This window comes from Photobacterium ganghwense (assembly GCF_003025595.1).
GTDB lineage: Bacteria > Pseudomonadota > Gammaproteobacteria > Enterobacterales > Vibrionaceae > Photobacterium > Photobacterium ganghwense.
In genome coordinates this window covers 392,497-418,381 of the sequence record NZ_PYMI01000003.1, presented here as the reverse complement: position 1 = coordinate 418,381, position 25,885 = coordinate 392,497, and the positions used below count along the sequence as shown (strand labels likewise).

The 25,885-nt window shown below is 49.9% G+C and carries 26 protein-coding genes; 8 read left to right on the top strand and 18 right to left on the bottom strand.

Going from position 1 to position 25,885, the window contains the following annotated elements:
- Positions 1–248: 248 nt before the first annotated feature.
- On the bottom strand, positions 249–665 hold the full coding sequence (locus tag C9I92_RS12375; protein WP_047883418.1) for a CBS domain-containing protein: 417 nt from the start codon (positions 663–665) through the stop codon (positions 249–251).
- Between the two features lie 301 nt (positions 666–966).
- Complete coding sequence (locus tag C9I92_RS12370) at positions 967–2,268, bottom strand: DUF945 family protein (RefSeq protein WP_047883417.1); 1,302 nt, start codon at positions 2,266–2,268, stop codon at positions 967–969.
- A gap of 205 nt (positions 2,269–2,473) precedes the next feature.
- On the opposite strand from C9I92_RS12370, the gene C9I92_RS12365 reads away from it, so the two are divergent.
- From C9I92_RS12365 to C9I92_RS12350, 4 genes are all read left to right on the top strand, one after another.
- Entirely contained in the window at positions 2,474–4,462 is a 1,989-nt protein-coding gene (locus C9I92_RS12365) for an ATP-binding protein (RefSeq protein ID WP_047883416.1), read from the top strand.
- Positions 4,459–4,959 carry a response regulator gene (locus C9I92_RS12360; protein WP_047883415.1) on the top strand — a complete coding sequence of 167 codons (501 nt, stop codon included), beginning with the start codon at positions 4,459–4,461 and terminating at the stop codon, positions 4,957–4,959. The genes C9I92_RS12365 and C9I92_RS12360 overlap by 4 nt, the downstream gene beginning before the upstream one ends.
- A 126-nt stretch (positions 4,960–5,085) precedes the next feature.
- Positions 5,086–6,075, top strand: a complete 990-nt coding sequence (locus C9I92_RS12355) for a 2-hydroxyacid dehydrogenase (protein WP_047883414.1) — start codon at positions 5,086–5,088, stop codon at positions 6,073–6,075.
- Between the two features lie 237 nt (positions 6,076–6,312).
- A complete protein-coding gene (locus C9I92_RS12350; RefSeq protein WP_047883413.1) occupies positions 6,313–6,861 on the top strand; it encodes a hypothetical protein in 549 nt (182 codons plus the stop codon).
- A gap of 226 nt (positions 6,862–7,087) precedes the next feature.
- Here C9I92_RS12350 and dsdC read toward each other — a convergent pair whose 3' ends face one another.
- Positions 7,088–7,990, bottom strand: coding sequence for a DNA-binding transcriptional regulator DsdC (dsdC, locus tag C9I92_RS12345; RefSeq protein WP_047883412.1), 903 nt, complete (start codon positions 7,988–7,990; stop codon positions 7,088–7,090).
- A gap of 96 nt (positions 7,991–8,086) precedes the next feature.
- Complete coding sequence (locus C9I92_RS12340; protein ID WP_047883411.1) at positions 8,087–8,674, bottom strand: TfoX/Sxy family DNA transformation protein; 588 nt, start codon at positions 8,672–8,674, stop codon at positions 8,087–8,089.
- Between the two features lie 277 nt (positions 8,675–8,951).
- Here C9I92_RS12340 and C9I92_RS12335 point away from each other — a divergent pair, with 277 nt between their 5' ends.
- From C9I92_RS12335 to C9I92_RS12325, 3 genes are all read left to right on the top strand, one after another.
- Positions 8,952–9,545, top strand: a complete 594-nt coding sequence (locus tag C9I92_RS12335) for an LON peptidase substrate-binding domain-containing protein (protein WP_047883410.1) — start codon at positions 8,952–8,954, stop codon at positions 9,543–9,545.
- Between the two features lie 106 nt (positions 9,546–9,651).
- Positions 9,652–10,575 (top strand): HDOD domain-containing protein, encoded by a 924-nt coding sequence (locus C9I92_RS12330; RefSeq protein ID WP_047883409.1) that lies wholly within the window; start codon positions 9,652–9,654, stop codon positions 10,573–10,575.
- 220 nt (positions 10,576–10,795) lie between these two features.
- Positions 10,796–11,695, top strand: a complete 900-nt coding sequence (locus C9I92_RS12325; RefSeq protein WP_047883408.1) for a LysO family transporter — start codon at positions 10,796–10,798, stop codon at positions 11,693–11,695.
- Between the two features lie 474 nt (positions 11,696–12,169).
- Here C9I92_RS12325 and ptsG read toward each other — a convergent pair whose 3' ends face one another.
- The 14 genes from ptsG to yceD all read right to left on the bottom strand — a co-directional run bounded on the left by ptsG (position 12,170) and on the right by yceD (position 24,763).
- Positions 12,170–13,600, bottom strand: coding sequence for a PTS glucose transporter subunit IIBC (ptsG, locus tag C9I92_RS12320; RefSeq protein ID WP_047883407.1), 1,431 nt, complete (start codon positions 13,598–13,600; stop codon positions 12,170–12,172).
- Between the two features lie 469 nt (positions 13,601–14,069).
- Positions 14,070–14,846 (bottom strand): TatD family hydrolase, encoded by a 777-nt coding sequence (locus C9I92_RS12315; RefSeq protein ID WP_047883406.1) that lies wholly within the window; start codon positions 14,844–14,846, stop codon positions 14,070–14,072.
- 111 nt (positions 14,847–14,957) lie between these two features.
- Complete coding sequence (gene holB, locus C9I92_RS12310) at positions 14,958–15,920, bottom strand: DNA polymerase III subunit delta' (protein WP_047883405.1); 963 nt, start codon at positions 15,918–15,920, stop codon at positions 14,958–14,960.
- A gap of 1 nt (position 15,921) precedes the next feature.
- Entirely contained in the window at positions 15,922–16,551 is a 630-nt protein-coding gene (gene tmk, locus C9I92_RS12305) for a dTMP kinase (protein WP_047883404.1), read from the bottom strand.
- A gap of 2 nt (positions 16,552–16,553) precedes the next feature.
- Entirely contained in the window at positions 16,554–17,567 is a 1,014-nt protein-coding gene (gene mltG, locus C9I92_RS12300) for an endolytic transglycosylase MltG (RefSeq protein ID WP_047883403.1), read from the bottom strand.
- Entirely contained in the window at positions 17,561–18,370 is an 810-nt protein-coding gene (gene pabC, locus C9I92_RS12295) for an aminodeoxychorismate lyase (protein ID WP_047883402.1), read from the bottom strand. The genes mltG and pabC overlap by 7 nt, the downstream gene beginning before the upstream one ends.
- Positions 18,371–18,473: 103 nt before the next feature.
- Positions 18,474–19,712: a beta-ketoacyl-ACP synthase II gene (gene fabF, locus C9I92_RS12290; protein WP_047883401.1), complete on the bottom strand. Its 1,239-nt coding sequence runs from the start codon at positions 19,710–19,712 to the stop codon at positions 18,474–18,476.
- An 87-nt stretch (positions 19,713–19,799) separates the two neighbouring features.
- The gene (gene acpP, locus C9I92_RS12285) at positions 19,800–20,036 is read right to left on the bottom strand and encodes an acyl carrier protein (protein WP_047883400.1); all 237 of its coding nucleotides are present in this window, start codon (positions 20,034–20,036) and stop codon (positions 19,800–19,802) included.
- Between the two features lie 157 nt (positions 20,037–20,193).
- Positions 20,194–20,928 carry a 3-oxoacyl-ACP reductase FabG gene (gene fabG / locus C9I92_RS12280; protein WP_047883399.1) on the bottom strand — a complete coding sequence of 245 codons (735 nt, stop codon included), beginning with the start codon at positions 20,926–20,928 and terminating at the stop codon, positions 20,194–20,196.
- A gap of 95 nt (positions 20,929–21,023) precedes the next feature.
- The gene (gene fabD / locus C9I92_RS12275) at positions 21,024–21,947 is read right to left on the bottom strand and encodes an ACP S-malonyltransferase (protein WP_047883398.1); all 924 of its coding nucleotides are present in this window, start codon (positions 21,945–21,947) and stop codon (positions 21,024–21,026) included.
- Between the two features lie 113 nt (positions 21,948–22,060).
- Positions 22,061–23,017: a beta-ketoacyl-ACP synthase III gene (locus C9I92_RS12270; RefSeq protein WP_047883397.1), complete on the bottom strand. Its 957-nt coding sequence runs from the start codon at positions 23,015–23,017 to the stop codon at positions 22,061–22,063.
- Positions 23,018–23,022: 5 nt separating this feature from the next.
- Positions 23,023–24,045: a phosphate acyltransferase PlsX gene (gene plsX, locus C9I92_RS12265; protein ID WP_084712426.1), complete on the bottom strand. Its 1,023-nt coding sequence runs from the start codon at positions 24,043–24,045 to the stop codon at positions 23,023–23,025.
- 9 nt (positions 24,046–24,054) lie between these two features.
- Positions 24,055–24,225 (bottom strand): 50S ribosomal protein L32, encoded by a 171-nt coding sequence (gene rpmF, locus C9I92_RS12260; RefSeq protein ID WP_047883395.1) that lies wholly within the window; start codon positions 24,223–24,225, stop codon positions 24,055–24,057.
- 25 nt (positions 24,226–24,250) lie between these two features.
- Positions 24,251–24,763, bottom strand: a complete 513-nt coding sequence (yceD, locus tag C9I92_RS12255; protein ID WP_047883394.1) for a 23S rRNA accumulation protein YceD — start codon at positions 24,761–24,763, stop codon at positions 24,251–24,253.
- A 299-nt stretch (positions 24,764–25,062) separates the two neighbouring features.
- On the opposite strand from yceD, the gene C9I92_RS12250 reads away from it, so the two are divergent.
- Entirely contained in the window at positions 25,063–25,644 is a 582-nt protein-coding gene (locus C9I92_RS12250) for a Maf family protein (RefSeq protein ID WP_047883393.1), read from the top strand.
- Positions 25,645–25,885 lie beyond the last annotated feature (241 nt).

Below are 25,885 nucleotides of genomic sequence, written 5' to 3'. Positions count from 1 at the left end.
GGCGTTAGATCAAGAAACCAGTGAAGTCACAGGACTTTAACGTAAATCTGTGAGGCAGGTTTGAGGAACCTTGTGGCTGTTACTATCAAGCACATGATAAGTAACAGGAAAGTGCTGTTATCTGTGGGGCTTCTCGTCAAAGAAATGACCGCTCAACGGATAAAATAAAGCCAACCTATTCAGGCTGGCCTGGAGAGAAGCGTAATCGCGAAATGGGAAAGGTGTCCCTACACGAGTTCAAAACCGGACTACACCGGATGTTTAAAGCAATCCCCGATTTGGTTACTGATTGCGGTCAGAACGTCACGGCGGGTAATTACACCGATTAATTGGTTCCGCTCCACAACCGGATAAATCTTAGGCTTCTGACCGGCCATTGTTTCCGCCAGCTCAATAATGGAGTCATCCGGAGAAACCGTCAGCACATCAGGTCGCATGCACTCTTCCACGGTGTGGGTATCCTGACAGTAGTACCCGACTTTCAGCAATTTGTGGATCATGTCCTGCTCAGACAAAAATCCCACCACTCTGCGGTTCTCATCCACCACCGGGCCACCGATTTGCTTGGACGTCAGCAATTTATCTAAGGCCTTGGCAAGTGACATCTTAGGCTCAAATGTCACCGGGCGCATATTCATGTAATCTTTCACTTTCAATGATTCCATGCATCCCCCTATAACCTATCTTTTTCATTCTGAAACCGGCGCGATGATGATTTCCGGCCGTCTTCAAATCATTATTGTCACTATGGTGGCTCCTCTGTGAGAGCACCTCCTTTTGATATAAGTGTCGTCTATTTCGTTGACATTACTAAATAGAAAATACCGATTTCAGTAATCGTTACCTTCTATGACATAAAAACGACATCAAAAAGACACAAAAAAAACCGCCCCTGAGGACGGCTTTGAAAGAACCCGTTTTTAATGCCGATTTTGCGGCAAGAACGAGGGATTTACATGCTTTACATTACATGAATAGCATAAACAACATAGCCAGTGGCAACTGATCGCCGGATGCCAGAATGATCTTGTCACCATCAATCTTCATATTAAGCAGATAGTGGGTCTCGTTACGCTCAACGATGCTGCTTTGCTCCATCATAGTAGCACGCTCGCTCAGTACCGGGTCAGCCTCAACCAACTCAACCGGCAGGCTAAGCTGAATGTCACCTGTGACATTCTCGGCGATACGCGCCATGTTTTCAGAAGCGCGCTCCAGCCCCGGGGAAACCGTCAGGCTCAGGTGGCTTTTGACGCTGCCCTGCGGTGTCATCACACTCAGGTCGCTGATGGAAAACGTCAGACCTTTGGCCACCAGCTCATCCAGTGCTTCTGCGGCTTCACGTACCTGATCTTCTGTCATCTGCTGCTCAAAGCGTTCAGACAACTCTCCCAGTCGGCTGATTGCCGGATAATCCAGCCCAGCGAAAGACAACTGGAAATTAAAGTCTTTGTACTGCTCGCCATCCAGCGAAGTCAGGTTCCCCACCGTCACCTGATTGGTGTTGGTCAGGATCGGAGACGCGCCTTTTTCTGCAGGTTCAGACAGAACGTTATTCATGTCGATGGAAATACGGTTGATATCAACGCTTTTCTCTGCCGACAGGTCTTTAAAGCTGACGCTGTTCAGGCTGAGATTCTGGCTGCCGATCCAGAACTGGCGGTCCAGACGGCCTTTCCCGCTGCCTTCCAGGCCTTCAAGCTGCATCTCTTCGCTGGCTACCGTCGTCAGGCTCGCCGTCGGCAGTTTGTAATAAAATTCGCCGGCCCCATCAGCATTTACGCTACCAGTCATCACAAACGCCGCAACATCGGCACGGTTACCATTGAGGTTATCCACTTTGATCGGATTCATGGTGAACGTAAAGTCGGTTGAGCGAGTAATCGCGGTCTGGGTGGTAAATGCAACCGGAATCGCATTCTCTCCCCACAGCTGTTTGATCACCGGTTTAATGTCATCGTTGACCATCAGTTCGCTGGTTGAGCTGATACCCGTCACGCCATGGCTGACGTGATGTTTAAAGTACCATTCCGTCGGCAGCCCTTCATCTTCAAAAATGGCTTTCAGCTCATCTTTGAACACCACTTTCGACACCACTTCCGATGTCAGGTAGCCACGATCATAGCTGTCATTGGTGACGGTCAGGTACGGGTTGTCGTACTGACCAAGTGTATCAAGGTAGATTCGTTCACCAATCTGACCCGTCGCCAGCGGCCAACAAAGCACCAGTGCTACCGCACCGCCTACCGCACCAATTTTCTTCAACATTGTATTTGGATTCCCAGTAACCAAGAGTCGAAAACTGAGTCTAACACAGCCGTGTGAACAGTCTATTTATCGATGGCTAATCATTAACTTAACTGAGACCTTCATACACTTACCGGTCAGTTTGCAATCGGCTTCTCAGTCTCAGTGCCGGGTTTCCGGTACACTTAACCACACGTCAGGGTGACGCAGTGTAAAGGACAAACGGGTGAATAATTTTGCAATTGTGTGCCTCGATGACGATCCGCGCATCGTCGAACGTCTGAATCAGGAACTGACCGGCTTTGCGGATCTCTTCGATATTTTCAATGCCTACAGCCTGAATGAAGCCCACGAGGTACTCAGAGACATTGATCAGGGCGGACAGCGGGTTGCGATGGTGATCTGCGATAACGATCTGGGTGCCGATAAAGGCGTCGATTTCCTGATCGCTCTTGCCCAGTACCCGGCCAGCCAGCAGGCTCGCTCTGTGCTGCTCAACGACAAACCGCAGCTGGACGTCATCATGCAGGCCGTCAATGAAGGACGGCTGCACTATTGCCTGAATAAACCCTGGAGCCAGCAGGAATTACGCCAGGTGCTGATCAAAGAATTGACCAGTTTTATTCTCAAACATCCGGATGAAGACTGGCTGCGCTACAGCCAGGTGCTGGATCACCGACGTATTCTGAACGCGCACATCGAACGGCAGATGAATCGGTTCCGCTCCGGCTTTATTCAGGATACCAGCACCCTGGACGATGCCAGCCTGGCCAAGCAGGTGTCTGACGCCCTGCACGAATTTTTTGCCGGTAATGATGAAGACCGTGCCCGCCGCACTTATAGCGAGCACCATCTGCTGACCCAGGAAGGTGAGCCCAACCGTTTTCTGTGGTTCATTACCGAAGGGGAAGTTGCCCTGTACAAAAAAGACGAACACGGTTGCCGCCATGAGGTGGTTCGGGTGGGTCCCGGCCATCTGGTCGGCGGTATGTCTTTCGTGACCGGGGAAAACTCCTTCTCAACCGGGGTCACACTGTGCCAGACGTCGGTGATCAAACTCGACCGTAATCTCTTCAACAAGGTCATGCACTCACGCAGTGAGTTACTGCCGCTGTTTACCAACCTGCTGTTAAGGAACTTCAACCGACGCCTGCAAGGCAGCATCAAAACCGAGCTACGCTTACAACAGACCCTGAAGTCGCTCGATGAAGCCTATCACCAACTGATTGAGAAAGAAAAAATGGCCATGCTGGGACAGCTGGTTGCTGGTGTGGCCCATGAGCTGAATAACCCGGTGTCCGCCATTCTGCGTGGCAGCGATACGTTAAAACAGACCATCGGTAAACTAACCCACACCTCGCTCAGCGAAATTAACCAGGAGCGCGGGCACATCATCATGCAGCGCGCCATGCAGTCCCGCCCTCTGTCGACCTCAGAAACCCGCCAGCGGGCCAAAGATCTGGAACCGGCAGTCGGCGATCGCCAGCTGGCTCGCAAAGCGGTGCAAATGGGCATTGACGACGCTGACCATCTCAACCAGTGGTTGCTTCCGCAAAAAGGCGATTTAGCCATGGTCATGGGCGAGTGGGAACACTATTACCAGATGGGCAACTTCCTGCGCTCTATCAATGTCTGTGCCCAACGAATTGCGGATTTGGTGAAAAGCCTTAAAAGCTATGCCCGCCAGGATGATGAAACCCTGCATTCGGTAGACATCCATGAAGGGCTGGAAGATACCCTGGTCATCTTCGAAAACAAGCTGAAACGCCATACGCTCATCAAAGAATACGCCCAGTTGCCGCCACTGACCTGCCAACCCATTGCCTTGCAACAGGTCTGGACGAACCTGATTTCCAATGCGCTGGATGCCATTACCGAGCCCGGCGAAATTCGGGTGATCACGCGGCTGAGCCAGCCGTTCGCCAGCGAGAATCCAAACGCCCCCGGTGCTGCACAACCTGAGCAGGCTGCCATTGAGGTTGTGATCGAAGACAATGGCAAAGGGATTCCCCCTGAAGAGCAACAAAAGATTTTTGAACTCAATTACACCACCAAGCGCGAAGGCAACTTTGGTCTTGGGATTGGCCTGTCGGTGTGCCAGCAAATCATCCACCAGCACAACGGCACCATCCGGGTTGAATCGGAGCCGGGCCAATACACACGGATGATCGTCACGTTACCTTTAGAGGATGTCACTAAGAAGGAGGCCTCATGAACAAATATCTGATACTTTGCGTGGATGATGAGCGGGAAGTGCTCGACAGCGTACTCCATGACCTGAGCGATCTTGAAGACCACTTTGTGCTTGAGGCTGCCGAATCGGTCGATGAAGCCAAAGAAGTGATCGCCGAGTCGATCGCGGATCATATCCCGCTGGCGCTGATCCTATGTGATCACATCATGCCCGGCGAAACCGGTATCGATTTCCTGATTGAGCTCACCCACCAGGAAGAAAACAATGACGCCCGCAAAGTTCTGCTGACCGGTCAGGCCGGGCTGGAAGAAACCGTGCAGGCGGTCAACAATGCCAGCCTGGATTACTACATTGCCAAACCGTGGAACGGGGATGCCCTGAAGCAGGTGGTTATTGATCAGCTGACTACCTATGTCATTGAGCATGAAAAAGATTTAATGCCCTGGATTCAAGTGCTGGACACTCAGCGAGTGATGCAGGCACTCAGCGATCGCAGGCTCTCCTTGTCCGATAACTGATTGGTTATTATTTGTCATACCATTACTTTGCGAGGCACTATAATAGTGTTATCTTGATCACAGAAAGTATCTCAGATAACACACTGCCAGACGATGAATCAGGCAGGTAACCTCAAAAGGTGATCGATGAAAGTTGCAGTTTTCAGCGCCAAGAAATACGACCAGAAATCCTTTGACCAGATTAACCAGCATTTTGGTCATACACTGGATTACTACGATTTTCACCTGACGGAACAAACCGCGCGGATCGCACATGGCTATGATGCGGTCTGTGCCTTCGTGAATGATGATCTCAGCCGTCCGGTGCTGGAGTCGCTGGCATCAGAAAACGTCCGTCTGATTGCAATGCGTTGTGCTGGCTATGACAAAGTCGATCTGGCTGCCGCCAAGGAACTTGGGCTTCAGGTCGTACGTGTTCCGGCCTATTCTCCGGAAGCCATTGCCGAGCACGCCGTTGGCCTGATGCTTTGCCTGAACCGCCGTATTCACCGCGCTTACCTGCGTACCCGTGATGCGAACTTCTCCCTGGAAGGGCTGACCGGATTCAATTTCCACGGGAAAACCGTCGGTGTAATTGGCACAGGGAAAATCGGGATCGCCACCATCCGTATTCTGAACGGCCTGGGAATGAAAGTACTGGCTTACGACCCGTTTGAAAATCCGGCCGCGATTGAGTTGGGTGTCACTTACACCACGCTGGATGATATCTATCAGCAGGCAGATGTTATTACCCTGCACTGCCCGATGAACAAAGACAATTACCACATGCTTGATGCTACAGCGTTCGAGAAAATGCGTGATGGCGTCATGATCATCAACACCAGCCGGGGCGAGCTGATCAACTCCAAAGATGCCATTGACGCGCTGAAAGAAAGCAAGATTGGGGCGTTGGGTGTCGATGTATACGAAAACGAAAAAGATCTGTTCTTCGAAGACAAGTCAAACGACGTGATTCAGGATGACGTGTTCCGTCGTTTGTCGGCCTGCCACAATGTGCTGTTTACCGGCCATCAGGCATTCCTCACCGATGAAGCCCTGACAAATATCGCCGAGTCAACGCTGAGCAGCATCAAGAAATTTGAAGAAGGTGAACGCTCAGGCAATGAGCTGATTTAACGACTGCATCTGCCAACTCTCGGCATGATTCGGGGCAGAGTGATCAGGTCGCTCTGCCCTTTTTCATCATCGCCGTAACCCGCTGTAGCGACGGCAGGATCACAAAACCAGCACTTCCTTACCCTTTTTGACGTTTTTTGACAGTAAAAAAACAACAGAGTCCGGCAAAAATCTAGGATCGCGCAATGTTGTCCTTTAAAATATGCCAATCACTTTTAGCCCTGCTGGACTAATCACATGCGTAAAATACTACTTGCAACAGGTTTAATCCTGGCTTCTATCTCTACCGCTCAGGCCGAAAACGCGCCATCAATGAGCAATTTCAGCTACGACTATGCGGAAGCCCGCATTGGTGTTGGCCCGCTGACGTACGGCGCTGGCTTCAGCAAGTCCATCCATCCGAACGCGCACATTCTGGGTAGCCTTGATACCGAATTTGACAGCGACTGGGATGCCGCTTTCGGTGTGGGTTTCCACGCGCCAGTTAACAACTGGGCAGACGTTACCGGTGAGCTGAAAGCCCGTAACGTGAAAAATAAAGACGAGTTTGACAGCTCCGGCGGCAAAACCGGGATCGAAGTGAACCTCGGTGTACGTCAGTGGCTGGGTCCACAACTTGAAGTTGGCGGCCAGATTGGTCACCTGAACATTGATGATCACGACAAGACCATCGGCAGTGTTTACGGCCGCTTCCACGCCACTGAGCTGTTTTCTATCGGTGTTGCCGGCCGTTTCAATGATGTATACGGCGATCAGGTGCTGGTGACAACGCGCTTTAAGTACTGATTGCCTCACGTACGTATTCTTAAGCATTTGTTAACTAAAGTGCTTGTTAATTTCGTACGACTCGCATGATTTACCCGGTCTAAAACACCCCGGCTCAGTCCGGGGTGTTTTTTGCCCGTTTTTTAACGCGTCTATTTTTTGCCTGTCGCATTCATTCCCCAGATGGCATATACCTGATGCCAGACTTCGTTTGACAGGCCTAAGACGCCGTAATGGCTCACACCGGTTATTTAATTTCTTCCAGCCAGTCGATAAAAGCCTTGATCCGCGGCGAAGTAGCCATTTCTTTACGGCACACCAGATAATAGCTCTGCGGGGAGGTCACCGACAGGGTAAACGGCGCCACCAGCCGACCTGAAGCCAATTGCTCGGTAACAAACGAGGCACGCCCCATCGCCACGCCAATCCCCCGCTCCGCAGCCTGCAGTGCCAAGTCTGCACGATCGAATGTACAACCCGCTTCCGCCAGCGCCACGCCATTTTGCTGTGCCCAGTACTGCCATTCATCATTGCGGCCGGCACGGGCCCACGGCGCCGCATCGTGCAACAGCAGGCAAGAGGACAGCTTCGCCGGGTTACCATACAGGCCATGCTCAACCGCATATTCGTGACTGCAGACAGGGATGATGCTTTCATCCATAATTTTACTGACATGCAGTCCCTGATATTTGCCGTTACCGAAATAAATGGCGCAGTCAAACGATTCAGTCTGAAAATCGACCAGCTCATTACGGGTGCGCAGGTGGAAACGAAGCGCCGGGTACTTTTCAACAAATGACTTCAAACGTGGGACCAGCCAGCACTGGGCGAAGGTCGGCGGAACGGACACATTGAGATCACCGCTTAAATCCAGGGTCTTCAGATCCCGCAGCTCATTCGCAATATCACCGAAATTGTGGGCAACCACTTCTTTGAGCCGTTTACCTTCGTCCGTCAACACCAATTTTCTTGGCTGACGAATAAACAGCTTCACCCCAAGCGTTTCTTCCAGGTTCTTGATTTTGTGGCTGACCGCACTCTGGGTCAGGCACAGCAGCTCGGCTGCACGGGTAAAACTCATCTGGTCGGCAGCAATCAGAAAGCAATGCAGTCCTGACAACACCGAACCGGTTAATCGTGGAAGTCGCATAAGTCATTATCACCAAACCATTTGCGCTCCATCATACAACAAAAAGCCGCCAAAAGGGCGGCGGCTTAGACTCCGTTAAAAAATAAGAGCGATAACTTATTCAATACTGCGTAATAACTGCTTCTTATGGTCGTCTTTCAATAAGGTCCAGTGACAACCGTCGATAGCACCAGCAAACATCCAGAGCAGCTTCAGATCCAGGTCTTTTCCCTGGCTCTGACGTACCTTACGAAACACCTCTACTGCCCCCAGCGCCACGAAGCTGCTGACATCCGGAATCCCGGCCTTTTTTACCATCCGTTCCAGCGTCAGGCGCATATTTGGTAAATCTCTCAAGCGCTTACTCTGATCCGATAACTTATACACCTTCTCTGATACAGCAACATCAATTGAGTGTCGAATCAGCTCAGAACAGCGGATTTTGTCTTGCAGGTACACATCCGTCACATTGTAATAGTTCACTACAGCGGTAGTGCTGCGCTTGACGTGTCGGAACCTTTCACACCCCTGTGCCATTAATTGAGAATCGAGCTGTTCACCACCACGAAGGTAAAGAGCGCGATCTGTGATGATGGCATACATGGCACCGTTGATAAAAACACCTGTACCACCGAACATTGAACGCTTCTCGAAACCACCAAATTCGTGAAGATAATTAAATAACTCTTCCTTAAAATCCTGCACAGTAAATCTCCCGTTAAACGTTATTTCCCTGGCAAAGCCCCAGTAACGCTGGACAATTTAGCGTCAATATCGTGACTTGCTTCTACCCTATACATATTTTTTCCATATGAAACAGCGAACACTTCAAAGTGGGATTCCAAACATATTATGGACCAAAAAATAAGCGTTATGGGACAAAATCGACCTTATTCTGCAACCGCATAAAACTGACAGATCACCTAAACTATTCAGTGAGCTCTTAGCTTTTTTTCTTATCCACAAACTATAAAGCCGTTGTATGCCAGAGACAGATAAACCGTTAGAAATTGCCCTTTTTCCCTCCTCATCTCATCTGTTACCGGATGGGAGAATGGATGTGACAATCTGCGAGGCACGGCACATTCAGATGCTGAAGGATTCGTTGGCTGGGGTGCGTCAATTTGCCGTCTGTATGCTCAACGAGATGGAAGAAGATAGCGATGTAAAAAAAATTCCGGCTATCGCAACCCTTTGCAAAGTGATCAATTTCGACCAGCTTGAAGGCGGCTTACTGAGCATTGCGCTGGAAGGAACCCACAAGGTTCGGCTGCTTTCGATCCGGGTAGAAGACGATGGATTGATGAGGGCAAAATGTACGTACTTCCCGAATTGGGACTATTTGCCTCTGGAAAGCAAAGACAATGAACTCGCTGAAAAACTTAAAGTTTTCTATCAGTCCGTGCCGGAAATTGGCGCCTTCTATCCCGATCCGGAGTTTGATGATTTATGCTGGGTTTGCCAACGTTGGATCGAAGTTTTACCGCTGGAAGTACATTACAAACAACTGCTTATCACCCAGGATTCCCCGCGCCTGACCGTCCGTTTTCTGCACAAGCTGTTCCTGACTGACTAAAAATAATTCATGCAGTTTTAAAAAGGTTTTTTTCATCTTTTTTTTCTGTCACTTACCATTAACTATGGCTAGAATAGCCTTGTTAAAACTATTTCTATTATTTCAAATGACTCATGTATCTTTCTTTTGGTTAAAACCTGAAAACGACAAGATAGTAAAAGGACTGGAGTCAGAATTTTGTGGCCTGGTCCAAAATGCCATCAAACAGGATAAATTAACCTTACCCCCGATCCCTAATGTCTTGATCAGGCTTCAGCAACTTTGTAAAAACGAAGACACCTCGCTGAACGATATTGCCGAGCTTCTGCTGGACGACCCCGGGATTGCGGCTTACATCATCAAAATCTCCAATACCATGATGTTCAATCGCCGTAATATTGTCTGCCACGATATCTACGCTGCCGTCAGCAGACTGGGGATGTACCGCGTCAGAGACATCATCACCGCAAAAGCCATTGAAGAATTAAAAACCCGCCACTTATTCTGCCAGGAAGGCAATCAACTACTGACACAAAGTGCAATTCGCTCCCGCCAGCTGGCTGCCACTATGGCACTCATCGCCAATGGTCTGGCAACTCACCCTGAATTTCCCAAAGCGGTTGAACCGGAGAAAGCCCTGCTGGCCGGCCTGTTTGCCGATATTGGTTTATTTAGCCTGGTACACGAATACCAAGCCTATCTCGACGGCGGTAACTATCTGGACCTGGATATCGCCAAATACGTTTTTGAACACAGCTGTCAGGAAGCCAGCATGATGATTCTTAAACACTGGGGATTTGATGATGATTATCTGGAAGTGGCATCAAATCGTCCGGCACCTTACCGTGCCACGATGAAAGAACATATCTATCTGGATATTGCCCGCATGGCGCACTATTTGTTGTTATTCAAAAACAATGATGACGCCATTGATGAGCATCATGTCGAGATGGATTTGGCGGCTGCCGAAGTAATCTATGAACTGACGAACCTGCCGGATCCCGACTTTAACCATCGCCTCAAAACCGTGTTTAAAAATAGCGGCTTCTGATTTCCTCCCCCACACCCTACTACCGGCAGAAATAAAGCCGGGAAAGGCTGAGAAAGCATATTGACCGTTTCTCAGCCTTGCTGATAAGCTGTTGAATTCATACTCTGTTTACAACTTATGCTGATTCTGGCCGCATTTAGCAGCGCATCCTCATCTGCTTATTGCCGGTAGGAATGGATTCTATCGTGCAGTTCAGCGTGAACACTGTTTAAGGACCCTCATGTTCTCCGGAATGCTTTACATCTTTCTGCCACTGGTTATTGGCTACCTGATCCCTGTTAACAAAGCGTCGGTGCTGGAATTCATTAATACCCAGACCACCCGCCTGATTCTGGTTATTCTGACCCTGATGGGGCTCAGTCTCGCGGGGCTGGATAACATCAGCCAGAACCTGAGCCAGATAGTCACTTACACTTTAGTATTTTTTCTGGTTATCAGCAGTTGCAACCTGTTGGTTCTACCCGTTCTCGATAAACTGTTGCCGACGTCTACCGAGCATACTCATCAGCAATTGCCTTTCCGGGAAATGATACTGGAATCCGTCAAACTGATTTTCGTGGTGGCCGGTGGCCTGCTATTCGGTTTAGTTAGCGGCATTGATTTAAGTTGGGTTGATCAGGCCAGTGAAGTTATCCTGCTCATCCTACTGTTTCTGATCGGTATCCAGCTACGCAACAGTGGCATGACGCTGAAACAGATTCTGCTGAACAAGAAAGGCATTTTGATTGCTCTGGCTGTCATTGCCACCTCCCTGCCCGGCGGACTACTGGCCGCTTACTTTCTGGATATGCCTTATAATCATGGGTTGGCAATGGCCTCCGGGTTTGGCTGGTATTCCCTGTCGGGGATTCTGATTGGTGACAGCCTGGGACCTGTCATGGGTGGCGTGGCCTTTCTTAACGAACTGCTGCGGGAGCTGGTAGCCCTGAGTATGATTCCCCTGATGATTCGTCGGTACCCCAGTACGGCTATCGGATATGCCGGTGCCACAGCCATGGACTTTACCTTGCCGGTCATTCAGAACTGCGGCGGGATCCGTTGTGTCCCTATCGCCATTGTTAGCGGGTTCATTCTGAGTCTGTTAGTCCCGGTGTTGATGCTGTTTTTCCTTTCGCTCTGACCGTTACTTTCTGGATACACCAAACGAACGAGAGCACATTGCTCTCGTTTTTTTGGTGACGTTTCTTTTGATGATATTTGTGTCTGTTTACCAGCGACGCGGACAAGGATAACCCACAGCACACAGAACCTCTGAGTTAACTCAAGGTGTCCACACACTGCTTCGTCGATAAACCTGTCGCGCTCATCAGCATGCAGCCCATCCAGGAACAAGCTAATGAAATCGTCTCAACCTGGCATTGAGCCTCGCGGGAGCATACTCTTGTGTGTGGAGCCTGATAAAACGCAAACACCGCTGTCAGGCAGTCTAAGAGCCCTCAGAAAGAGTAAATGAAAAGAGAACATCCATCTAGGTCGCCATCATCCTAACCCTCTGAGACTCATAGTGTGAGTGAACGGAGCATGGAACGCAGACACGAAAAGGGAAGCCGAAGCTTCCCTTTTGTCTTTACTGTCAGATTAAGTGACTGCCGTATTAGTTATTACGGATCCACTCATCCATGTCAGATTTCAGGTTGTCAGATTTTGTACCGAAGATAGCCTGTACACCGCTACCTGCAACAACCACACCGGCTGCACCCAGTTTCTTCAGGCGATCCTGGTCAACGTTCTCAACCTTGGCAACAGAAACACGTAGACGTGTAATACATGCATCCAGGTTTGTGATGTTGTCTTTACCGCCGAAAGCCATAACCAGGTCTTTCGCCATGTCAGAACCTTCAGATGCTACACCGTTAGAGGTTTCTTCCAGCTCACGACCAGGTGTTTTCAGATCCAGCTTAGTGATTACTACGCGGAATACTGTGTAGTAAATCGCTGCGTATACCAGACCTACCGCAATCATCAGACCCATCTTCTGTGCATTACCAGACAGAACCAGGAAGTCGATCAGACCGTGAGAGAATGATGTACCGTGTACAAAGCCCAGCAGGTTAGACACGACATATGCTGAACCAGCCAGAAGTGCGTGGATTCCGTACAGTACAGGCGCAACGAACAGGAATGAGAATTCGATTGGCTCAGTAATACCAGTCAGGAATGATGTCAGAGCAGCTGACAGCATGATACCCATTACTTTCGCACGGTTCTCAGGCTTAGCACAGTGAGCGATAGCAATCGCCGCTGCTGGCAGACCAAACATCTTGAACATGTAACCACCAGCCAGCTGACCAAAGCCATTACCCGCAGCACGAGAAGCTTCATCAGCAACCAGGTAACAAGTCAGTACACCGTTCTGAGGTTCACCGGCTGCGTTCACACAAGAACCGGCTTCAAAGAAGAATGGTACGTTCCAAACGTGGTGCAGACCAAATGGGATCAGAGAACGTTCAACCACACCGTAGATACCGAATGCAACGGTTGGGTTCTGGTGAGCAGCCCAGTCAGAGAATGCACCGATCGCCGCACCAACAGGTGGCCATACGAACGACAGGATGATACCCAGAGCAATAGCAGAGAAACCTGTGATGATTGGCACCGCACGTTTACCGGCGAAGAAACCCAGGTACTCAGGAAGCTGAATTTTGTAGAAGCGGTTGAAAGCCCAAGCTGCCACACCACCGACTAGGATACCGCCTAGTACACCAGTATCGATCTTTTCTACGCCCATCACTGTAGCCATTACGCCCAGTGTCGCTGTCATGATGCCGTAGCCAACGATAGCTGCCAGGCCAGCAACGCCGTCGTTATTTGTGAAGCCCAGGGCTACACCCACGGCAAACAGTAGGGCCATTTGGCCAAATACAGAGCCACCAGCCTGCTCCATCAGATTCGAAACGATATCTGGAATAAAGCCAAGGTTAGCGGCGCCCACGCCTAACAGAATACCTGCTACCGGCAAAACCGATACAGGCAGCATTAGCGCCTTACCGACTTTTTGCAGGTTAGCAAAAAGGTTCTTAAACATATTGTGCTCCTGAGTGAGGTTTTTAATTAGATATCAGGCCAGTATCAGCGACCTACCCCCGTAGTCGTGTATCCGATACGACCCTCTTTTTGAATACAGCATAAGTATAAGATGCGGCGCTAAATATAACTTGATGGCTATCAAAATTACCAATGCACCATGAAATATAATTTCAAAATAAAATATAGATCACAGTGAAAAAATTGGTTAAAAAGCAAGAAATCAAAACATAAGATACTGTTTTATATGAAATAATAAGGAATTCGGACAGGGCACAAGAGTATGTAATTATCTTTCAATACTGTAAGCTATGTTACTTAACGTTACGAAATTACATTTCAACTTTTTTGTACATTTAAGAAGCCATTTTTCAAATTTGTTGAGTAACTTGTTTTATTCTGGGTGATTTTTCGCCTGACTCATAAAATAAAGACGAAAAAAAAGGAGCCAACGCTCCTTTTTTATTCTGTTACTGTTTTGCCTGCGAAAAAAGTGTGAAGAAGTTTTTCGTGGTGACAGCTTCCACTTCTTCAACCGAAACCCCCTTCAGCAAGGCAATATATTCAGCCACTTCGCGCACATAAGCAGGCTGGTTTTGCTTTCCGCGGTGCGGGATTGGCGCCAGATACGGAGAATCTGTTTCGACCAGCAAGCATTCCAGCGGCAGTTCACTAACAACGTGTTTCAGATCACTGGCTTTATTGAAGGTCACAATCCCGGAAATCGAAATGTAGAATCCAATCTCAATTGCCTCTCTCGCCATTTCCAGACTTTCAGTAAAGCAGTGCAACACACCACCGCACTTCTCCGCGCCTTCTTCACGTAGAATCTGCATGGTGTCTTCGCGAGCCATTCGGGTATGAATAATCAGAGGCTTGTTCAGTTCAACGGCCAGGCGAACATGCTGACGAAAAACCTCTTTCTGCTGCTCAGCCAGCTCAGGCTGGTAGTGATAGTCCAAACCGGTTTCACCGATCGCAACAACACGCTCATTTTGCGCATACTCTTTCAGCTTGTCGTAATCGAAGCCTGCTTCAATATCCAGCGGGTGCACCCCACAAGATGCAAACACATTCTCGTAAGGCTCAATCATCGCCATCATGTCAGGGAAACTATTGAGCGTTACCCCGACAGACAAAAAGTAATCCACACCGCGTGCTTTTGCCTTGGCAAGCACGTCATCAATGCCGGTATGCAGCTTGTCGTAATCCAGTTTATCCAGGTGACAATGCGAATCTACTAACACGTTTTTTCCTCAGTATTCGGTTCTTTGCACGCTATGCGTGCGGTCTGTCTGTCTGTCTGTCTGTCTGTCTGTCTGTCTGTCTGTCTGTCTGTCTGTCTGTCTGGCCGCATGTTAAGGCTGGTTCATAAACCCTGTCAGCCAGTCGACAATCAACAGTTCCTGGTTCAGTCCGGTCTGTTGTTCAAGTTGCCGCAGCAGTGCATTAACTTTACGAACTTGGCTTTGCAGCAGAATCGGGTCTGTCGTCGCGGCTGCTTGCTGCACCAACGGAAGCGATTCACAGTGAATCAGGTGCTCTGTTACCCCTTGCTGCCATTTCAGACAGTCCACCAGGAAATAGCTCAGCCATTTCAAACTCTGATGCCCTTCTTCAACACACATGCCCGCAACGTCAAATACACCGAGGAAAGGCGGGTTCAGAAAACCAGCGAAAGCTTCCAGTAATTTACGGTAGCGGATATCCTGCCCCTGCTCGATGAACTGAAGCGTTGCCAGCGGTGCTCGCCCGTTAAGGCGAACAGTTTCAAGCGGGATACTTTGCATCAAGGCACTTTCGACCCAACGGCGGGTATCCGCTTCAGCCGGCATTGCAAGCCGCCATTTATTGCATCGGCTGTTTATAGTCGGCAGCAAATTGTCCAGTGACGTAGCCATCAGAATAAACTGACAGCCCGATGGCGGCTCTTCCAGAGTTTTAAGCAAGGCGTTTGCTGCTGCCTCTCCCATCACATCCGCCTGTTCAATCAGTATGACCCGCTCTCCGCTCAACTGCGATGTTTCAACAGCCCAACGGTTACACTGACGAATCGCATCAACCCCGATTTGCTTACCATCAACCGGCGCGAGGTGGTGATAGTCCGGATGCGTGCCCGCATCAAATAGCCGGCAGCTATGGCACATTCCACAAGGCTCTGTGATGCCATTCTGGCACAGTACGGTTTTGGCCAGCTGTTTCCCTAACGCCTCACGCCCGCTGCCTGTCGGTGCGACCAATAGAATCGCATGGTGGAGGCGTCCCTGATCCAGCAACTGCTGCCAGTTTTTCCAAATGCCTTCCTGCCAGGGATACAACATCTTACTGGCGCTCCAGCCATTGCTCGAGTGCATCGGTAATATCAGCGGTCACTTTCTCCAGAGACTGACCAGCATCAATGATAACAACACGTGGATCCTGCTCGGCCAGTTCAAGAAAACGGGCACGGGTACGATGGAAAAAATCAATGTTCATCTTTTCGATCCGATCCAGCTCTCCCCGGCCTCGAGCGCGCTCCAGACCGACAACCGGATCAATATCCATATAGATAGTAAAGTCCGGGCGAAAATCACCCAATACCGTATCACGCAGCTGAGCCATGACGGTTTGATTGAAACCACGACCACCGCCCTGATAAGCCTGTGAAGACATATCGTGGCGATCACCCACGACCCAATGACCGCCAGACAGAGCCGGTTTGATAACATTTTCCACCAGCTGTGAACGCGCGGCATACAGCAGCAGCAGTTCAGCCATGTCTGTCAGCGGCTCATCCGGATGGCCTTCTTTCACCAGTTTACGCATCTGCTCTGCCAGAGGGGTTCCTCCCGGTTCACGGGTTGATGTGATATCCGAGATCCCATGTTCAGCCAGCACGCGGGTAACCTGCTTGATGGCAGTACTTTTCCCTGCCCCTTCAAGCCCTTCAATTACGATAAACTTACCAGTCATTGTTATTTACTTAGTGTTCTGAGGTAGTCACGAACTGCACGGTTATGCTCAGTCAGTGTTTTGGAGAATTTGTGGCCACCTTTGCCATCGGCCACAAAATAGTAATAGCTGCTTTCAGCCGGTTTCACCGCCGCCAGAACAGACGCCTTGCTCGGCATCGCGATTGGCGTGGGCGGCAGGCCAAAAATCGTATATGTGTTGTAAGGGGTCGGGGTGCGTAGATCCCGCTTACGGATATTTCCGTCATAGCTTTCACCCAGCCCGTAAATCACGGTTGGGTCTGTTTGCAGACGCATTCCTTTATTGAGGCGGTTCATAAATACAGAAGACACCACACCGCGCTCATCATCCACCGCCGTTTCTTTCTCAATAATCGAAGCCATGATCAGCGCTTCATAGGGTGATTTCAGCGGAATATTTTGATCCCTGGTCTGCCAGGCTTCATCCAGCAGCGACATCATTGCCTGATAGGCGCGCCGCATCAGCTCAATGTCGGATGTTCCGGCAGTATAATGGTATGTCTCCGGCAGCAGGTATCCTTCCAGTTTCTCTATGCCCGAGGCCCCAATAGCTTTGGCAATCTCCGCTTCACTCATCGTTTTGCTGGCATGCTTCAGATATGGCGCCTGTGTCAGTTGGGTCTGCCAGTCAATAAAACGATCCCCTTCGATAAGAGTGATCGCAAACTGGTGCTCTCGGCCAGAAGCGATCAGTGCCAGGACATCACGCAGCGTCATCACCGGCGTGATCTGATAGGTTCCGGTTTTCAGCCTGACCAGTTCCGGTTCAAGACGCGGGATCCAGCGAGTCCAGGTTGATGGGCGAATGATTTTTTCCTCCGCCAAATGATTCAACAGGCCACGGAAAGATGTTCCGGATTTTACCGTGATCAGGACGTTTTCAGGTGTCTGCACCGGCAGATCAAGTGAAGACTTCACCTGCTGATACGACCAGACCAGTCCGCCCGCAATGATCAGCGATAACAGCAAACAGGCGATCAGCAACTTTTTTAGCACGTGTACAACCTCTTATTCAGTGCATTGAGCAAGGTTCGCTCAGTGAACTGTTTTCCTTTAATTTCATTTACCGGCACTAACGCCATCAGGGCATTAGTAATAAAGACTTCATCTGCACAAAGCAAGTTATCGAGGGGTGTTTTGACAAATTCTAAACAATATCCGAGCTGCTTGCAGAGCTCGATAATATGGCGGCGCATTACGCCATGTACCCCGGACATATCCAGTTCTGGCGTGAAAACCACATTTCCCTGGCGCCAGAAAATATTCGAAGCGATTGCCTCAACCACACAACCATTCACATCCAGTACCACAGCATCAAGCCAGCCATTTTGCTCAGCTTCGCGTTTCAGCATCACCTGCTCCAGACGGTTTAAATGCTTATGACCGGCGAGCATTGGCGACAAGGCTAGCCGCTGCTGACAAACCCCCAGAGTGATCCCATCTGCCTGCCACTGCTCATAATGAACCGGCCAGGCAAAATCAGACACAATTACCGTCGTCTGCTGGCACCCCACCGGACTGTAGCCCCGGCCACCTGCACCACGGCTTATCAGAATTTTGATACCACCTTTATTGGCATACTGCGCAGCTAGGCGCTCCACCTCAAGGGTTAGGGTTTCCCAATCTGGCTCGGCTATCGCCAATACCTGAAGCGTACGTTGCAACCGGGATAAATGATACGGCCAGAGTCGGACAGCCCCCTGCTCCACCAGCATGGTGGTGAAGCAACCGTCACCGTACTGCGTCGCCCGGTCAGAGATACCGAGCGTGTCTCCCGCTTTCCCATTGATCAGTATCATACCTAATCCCTGCGAATATGCTGAAAAAACAGATAAAAAAACGGCCCGGTGGGTTACCACCAGGCCGTACTATGATAACAGGTACTATAATAACAGGTTATCGTTAGATTTTCTTAAACAGCAGAGAGCCGTTAGTGCCGCCGAAGCCGAACGAGTTACACAGAGCGTACTCCAGTTTCGCTTGGCGGGCTTCGCCTGGTACGTAATCCAGATCACAACCTTCATCTGGATTATCCAGGTTGATTGTTGGCGGTACAACCTGATCAACCAGAGTCAGTGCCGTGATGATCGCTTCTACAGAGCCAGCTGCACCCAGCAGGTGACCTGTCATTGATTTGGTTGAAGAAACCATAACTTTATCAGCCGCAGCACCCAGTGCACGTTTGATACCCAGCGTTTCTGCTACGTCACCCGCAGGGGTAGAAGTACCGTGTGCATTCACGTAACCGATTTGGTCAGCATTGATACCCGCATCACGGATAGCCGCTTCCATGGCCAGTGCACCGCCGGAACCGTCAGCACTTGGTGAAGTCATGTGGTAAGCATCACCACTCATACCAAAGCCAACCAGTTCAGCATAAATTTTCGCACCACGAGCTTTCGCGTGCTCATATTCTTCCAGCATCATCATGCCGGCACCGTCACCCAGTACGAAACCGTCGCGATCTTTGTCCCACGGACGAGATGCAGCCTGAGGATCGTCGTTACGAGTAGACAGCGCTTTTGCCGCAGCAAAGCCACCCATACCCAGCGGAGTTGATGCTTTTTCAGCACCACCAGCCAGCATTGCATCTGCATCGCCGTAGGCAATCATACGTGCCGCGTGGCCAATGTTATGCAGACCTGTTGTACAGGCAGTTGAAATAGCGATATTCGGACCGCGCAGACCGTACATGATAGACATGTGGCCAGCGATCATGTTTACGATGGTTGAAGGAACAAAGAACGGGCTGATTTTGCGCGGTCCTTTTTCCAGCATTGCCTGATGGTTAGCTTCAATCAAGCCAAGGCCACCAATACCTGAACCAATAGCTACACCAATACGTGCGTTATTTTCTTCAGTGATTTCAATACCAGAGTCTTTTAATGCTTGCACGCCTGCTGCGATGCCGTACTGGATAAACAAATCCATTTTACGTGCATCTTTTTTCGACATGTAATCTTCACAATTGAAGTCTTTGACCATACCAGCAAAACGAGTAGCAAATGCGCTAGCATCAAAATGTTCAATAGTGCTGATACCGCTAGTTCCGGCAAGCAGGGCTTTCCATGAAGATTCAACGGAATTACCTACCGGTGACAGCATACCCATGCCAGTAACCACTACGCGACGCTTAGACACGATTAATTTCTCCGGGAATTGAGGATAAAACAGGATTCATAAGAAAAATCAGGCGGTCATGGTGACCGCCTGGAGGGAGTTCTTTAATTACTCAGATGCGCTAACAACGTAGTCGATAGCTGCTTGAACTGTAGTAATTTTCTCAGCTTCTTCGTCAGGAATCTCAGTATCGAATTCTTCTTCCAGAGCCATTACCAGTTCAACGGTGTCCAGAGAGTCTGCACCCAGATCGTCAACGAAAGAAGCTTCGTTCTTAACTTCAGACTCGTCTACACCCAGTTGCTCAACGATGATTTTCTTTACGCGTTCTTCGATGTTGCTCATTAATCTATTTCCTTAAAACAAGAATTCGCTAATGCGATTTGCTGTAGTTTATTCAATACTGCAAAAGTTGCAATACTCAACACGCTGGTCAAACCACGATTTTCAGTGAAAACAAATTGAGTTTGACCTGCATCATCAAGTTATGCAACTTTTTTGTTTAAATCATGTACATGCCGCCGTTGACATGCAGCGTTTCACCGGTTACATAACCAGCATCATCTGAAGCCAGGAAGGCAACAGCTGCTGCAATTTCACGCGGTTCACCCAGACGGCCAGCCGGAACATTAGACAATGTTGCCGCACGCTGATCATCATTCAGAGCTTTAGTCATGTCAGTTTCAATGAAGCCTGGAGCAACCGCATTCACGGTAATACCACGAGAAGCCACTTCACGCGCCATTGATTTAGTAAAGCCAATCAGACCCGCTTTCGCTGCAGCGTAGTTAGTCTGACCCGCGTTACCCATGGTGCCGACCACAGAACCGATGCTGATGATGCGACCGTAGCGCTTCTTCATCATAGAACGCAGAACCGCTTTTGACAGACGGAAAATAGACGTCAGGTTGGTGTCCAGGATGTCCTGCCACTCGTCATCTTTCATGCGCATCAGCAGATTGTCGCGAGTGATACCGGCGTTGTTCACCAGAATATCAACTTCACCGAACTCGTCTTTGATCTGCTTCAGAACCGCTTCAATTGATTCAGGAGAAGTGACGTTCAGCGCCAGACCTTTACCGTTTTCACCCAGGTACTCGCTGATCGCTTCTGCGCCTTTCTCAGAGGTGGCTGTACCAATAACAGTGGCACCGCGTTCAACCAGGATTTCTGCAATCGCACGGCCGATACCACGGCTTGCACCTGTTACCAGTGCAATTTTACCTTCCAGGCTCATTGTTATTCCTCTTTGCTTGGATTGAGGTGTCAGCCGCACAGGCTAAGGCTGCCCGGCTGACCCAGTATTTTAGTCGCTTGTTATGTAGCGGCTTTTTATTTCGCAGCTTCCAGTGACGCCGGATCGTTAACTGCTGAACCGCCCAGTGAACGGCTGATACGTTTAGTCAGGCCAGTCAGGACTTTACCCGGGCCAAACTCCAGCAGTGATTCCACACCCTCTGCTGCCATACGCTCAACAGATTCCGTCCAGCGAACCGGTCCATACAGTTGCTTCACCAGCGCCTGCTTGATTGCAGCCGGATCAGTTTCCGTTGCCACATCCGCATTATTGATTACAGGTACTGACGGTGCATTGAACGTGATCTCGTCCAGAGCAACGGCCAGTTTCTCAGCGGCAGGCTTCATCAGCGCACAGTGAGACGGCACAGATACCGGCAGAGGCAGTGCGCGTTTCGCACCCGCTTCTTTACACAGTACGTTGGCACGCTCAACCGCTTCTTTATTACCCGCGATAACCACCTGACCAGGAGAGTTAAAGTTCACTGGCGAACAAACCTGACCCTGCGCCGCGTCTTCACACGCTTTCGCAATCGCGTCATTTTCCAGGCCAATGATCGCTGACATCGCACCAGTACCCGCTGGGACAGCTTCCTGCATCAGCTGACCACGCAGCTCAACCAGTTTGACAGCGTCTTTGAAGTCAATCACACCCGCACAAACCAGTGCAGAGTATTCACCCAGGCTGTGGCCGGCCAGTACGTCAGGCTGGGCACCGCCCTGCTCCTGCCATACACGCCAGATAGCAACAGAAGATGTCAGCAGCGCAGGCTGAGTACGGTGAGTCTCATTAAGCAGTTCAGCCGGACCGTTCTGTACCAGTTCCCACAAATCATAGCCCAACACTTCAGAAGCTTCGGCAAAAGTCTGTTTAACCACTTCAAACTGCTCAGCCAGCTCCGCCAGCATGCCAACAGCTTGTGAACCCTGACCAGGGAATACAATCGCGAATTTAGACATTCGAGAATCCTTATTTTGTGACTGAAACATTCAGTACTAAATAGAGGGAGACCGTCAGATGTGCCGTTTGGCCCACAGGCTCCCTCATTGAAACGAATTCGGTAGGCTAAGCCTTAAAATTTCACCAGTGCAGAACCCCAGGTGAAACCGCCACCAAAGGCTTCCAGCAATAGGGTCTGACCACGTTTGATGCGGCCATCACGGACGGCTTCATCAAGCGCTGTCGGTACGGTCGCCGCCGACGTGTTACCGTGGCGATCAAGCGTGACCACAACCTGATCCATCGACATTGATAATTTTTTCGCCGTCGCGGAAATAATACGCAGGTTAGCCTGATGAGGCACCAGCCAGTCCAGTTCTGACTTGTCCATATTGTTAGCAGCCAGCGTATCTTTCACCAGGTTTGACAATTGAGTCACTGCCACCTTAAAGACTTCATTACCTGCCATGTACAGCCACTTGTCGTCGCTGAACGTCTGGCCATGTTCCGGCACCGCCAGGCTCAGCAGGCCACCAAAGTGACCGTCAGCATGCAGGTGGGTAGAAATAATCCCCGGCTCATCACTGGCACCAACAACAACCGCACCGGCACCGTCACCAAACAGGATGATCGTGGAACGATCTTCTGGATCACACTTGTGAGACAGCGCATCAGAACCAATTACCAGCACGTTTTTCGCCATGCCGGTCTTAATGTGCTGATCGGCAATACTCAATGCGTAGATGAAGCCTGAACACGCAGCGGCAATATCAAACGCCGGGCAGCCTTTAATATCCAGCATACCTTGCACCTGGCAGGCCGCCGATGGGAAAGCGTGGCTCGCACTGGTAGTCGCTACGATTATCAGGTCAATCTCGTCCTTGGCAATGCCAGCCATTTCAATGGCTTTCAGGGAGGCCTGATATCCCATTACCGCAACAGTTTCATCCTCTGCGGCAATGCGACGCTCTCGAATACCGGTACGAGCAACGATCCACTCATCGCTGGTATCGACCATCTGTTCTAAATCGGCATTAGAACGTACTTGTTCCGGCAGGTAGCTGCCAGTACCTAAAATTTTGCTATACATGAAGACTAATAATGCCTCTCGAGTAAGACTTGTTCCAAACGGTCACTGATTTTTATCGGTATCTGCCGTTTGACCTCGCAGACTGCTTCACCAATGGCATTGGTAAAGGCAGCGATATCAGCACTTCCATGGCTCTTCACCACAATACCGCGCAATCCTAACAGACTCGCGCCGTTATACTGGTCGGGGTTCAGTTGCCTGAGGCTCTCGAATAGGTCACGAAACAACCATTTAGCGACCAGACGCTTAAACGGATTGTCCGAAATGGCTTTTCGGATATTGTTTATAAATAGATTAGCCACCCCTTCGCTGGTTTTCAGGCTTACATTGCCAACAAAACCGTCGCAGACAATCACATCGGCTTTTCCGCTGTACAGCTGGTCCCCTTCCAGATAGCCTATGTAGTTAATTTCCTTAGCGTCCGCCAGCATTTCTGCACATCGCTTGACGAGATCATTACCTTTGATCTCTTCTTCGCCGATATTCAGCAGTGCAACGCGTGGCGCCGCCTTCCCCTGCTCGGCCAGTACCGCTCCCATCACCGCAAACTGGAACAGCGTATCAGCATCGCATGACACATTCGCGCCCAGATCGAGTAACCAGGTTTTCGTTTCGTTTTGGGTCGGAATTGCGGAAACCAGTGCGGGACGATCCACACCCGGCAGCTGTTTGAGGATATAACGGGACAAGGCCATCAGCGCACCGGTATTACCGGCACTGATACAGGCGTCTGCCTGACCTTCTGAAACCGCCTCAAGCGCTGCCCGCATCGATGAGCCCTGGCTATGGCGTAATGCCTGTGACGGCCGGGTATCGTTGGCGATGACATTGTCACAATGGACAATCTTAATACGGGGATGGTTGGTTTGATTCAGGAGAGAGAGTTGCGATGTGATCAAAGTCTGATCACCAAATAACATGACTTTAAGCTCCGGGAATTGCAACAGTGCCTGCACGGAGGCAGGCACTGTTACTTGAGGACCGAAATCCCCGCCCATTGCATCAAGTGCAACGGTTAGACCACTCAAGGCTCAACCTTACTTTTTGATAACCTTGCGGCCACGGTAGAAACCGTCAGCAGTCACGTGGTGACGTAGGTGAGTTTCACCACTTGCAGAATCTACAGACACAGCTGCAGTTGTCAGTGCATCGTGAGAACGACGCATACCACGTGCTGAACGTGATTTTTTGCTCTGTTGTACGGCCATTAACCCTACTCCTGTTAAAAATTACTTACTTCAAGTTTTTCAATACTGCAAACGGATTCGGACGCTCATCAGCAACGGGGATCTCACCAAAAGTCATGTTTCCGCTGGCTTTGCAGTCAGCTTCATCATGCATAGCGACTTGTGGCAATTCCAAAATCAACTCGTCTTCAACGATTTGAATCAGATTGATCTCACCATTTTCGTCGACGTCAGCCGGCTCATAAGCTTCCGGTAAATCATCTGCACCCTCTCGGTTGAGGAGCGGACTATAACAGAATTCAACACTATATTCGTGTTTGAATTCTTCCTGACATCTCTGACAGGTTAGCATCACTTCCACATCCGCGCGGCCTCGCATGAATGCAATATGACGCTGGTCCAGGTCAAATGATAAGGTGACGTTTGCATCACGTGTTACGCTCTGTGTTGACTCGGCCAGACGCTCCAGTAACTCGGCTTTGATGATGCCATCATAATCGAGTTTCTTTTGAGCGGCGCGAACCGGATCAACTTTAAGCGGCAATTTTACCTTTTGCATAGGGCGCGAATATTAGCCTTCTAATCAGCTTGAGTCAAAGGAAATGTGCTCGAATTAACAGCATTTAAGCTAATTCGAGGGTGCCATTTTACCTGCAGCGCAGTCGTCACCACCACTTCCGCCAATTTGATGGTAAATGCCCGCCAGAGAATGACCCGTTATGGTTTATTCAATGCGGTCAAATTACCGTCAACTGCCTGGTGAGATACCAGTCTCTCACCAGACTCACCTTCATTATATAGCCATTTATGCTGATGGCACGTAGACTATCTTCAATCAATTTCAACCGGAAACCCGCCATGACCCAACCCTTGCTGCTGGCATCGACTTCACCTTTTCGTCAGGCCCTGTTGGAAAAACTCCAGGTGCCCTTTTCTATCGCCAGTCCTGACTGCGATGAAACGCCTCTGCCCAACGAAAACGCTGAGCAGTTGGTTCGCCGTCTGGCCGAAGGGAAAGCCAAAGCCTGTGCAGCCAGTCATCCTGACCATATCATCATCGGGTCAGATCAGGTTTGCGTCATCAATGACAAGATCATCGGTAAACCATTGACCGAAGAGAAAGCCTGCCAGCAACTAAAAGACGCCAGCGGCCAGGTGGTTACCTTTTATACCGGCCTCTGCGTTTTTAATGCCCGAACCGGTGACAGCCGCGTTATCTGTGAACCTTTTCATGTTCACTTCCGCCAACTGAGCGATGAAGCCATTGCCCGCTATGTTGCCAAAGAGCAGCCGCTGTACTGTGCTGGCAGCTTCAAATGCGAAGGGCTTGGTATTGCCCTGTTTGACAGGTTAGACGGGCGAGATCCCAATACCCTTGTCGGTCTGCCGCTCATCGCCTTGTGCGATCTGCTGCAAACCCAGGGAATCGAAATCCTTTAGAGCTACGAATTACACCCACTCTCGCCTATCCGGCTAGGCTTCACCTGTTTGGTTTGAGGCTGTGGTTGTGGTTGTGGTTGTGGTTGTGGTTGTGTCAGTCAACCACTGATATAAACCCCAAACAAATAACGGCAGCTTTCGCTGCCGTTCGTGTTTGAAGTGCCACCTACGACCGATTTGGCATTACAACGCCAAACTGGGCAAATCACACCACTTACAAGCCAGAGCCTTACATCAGAAA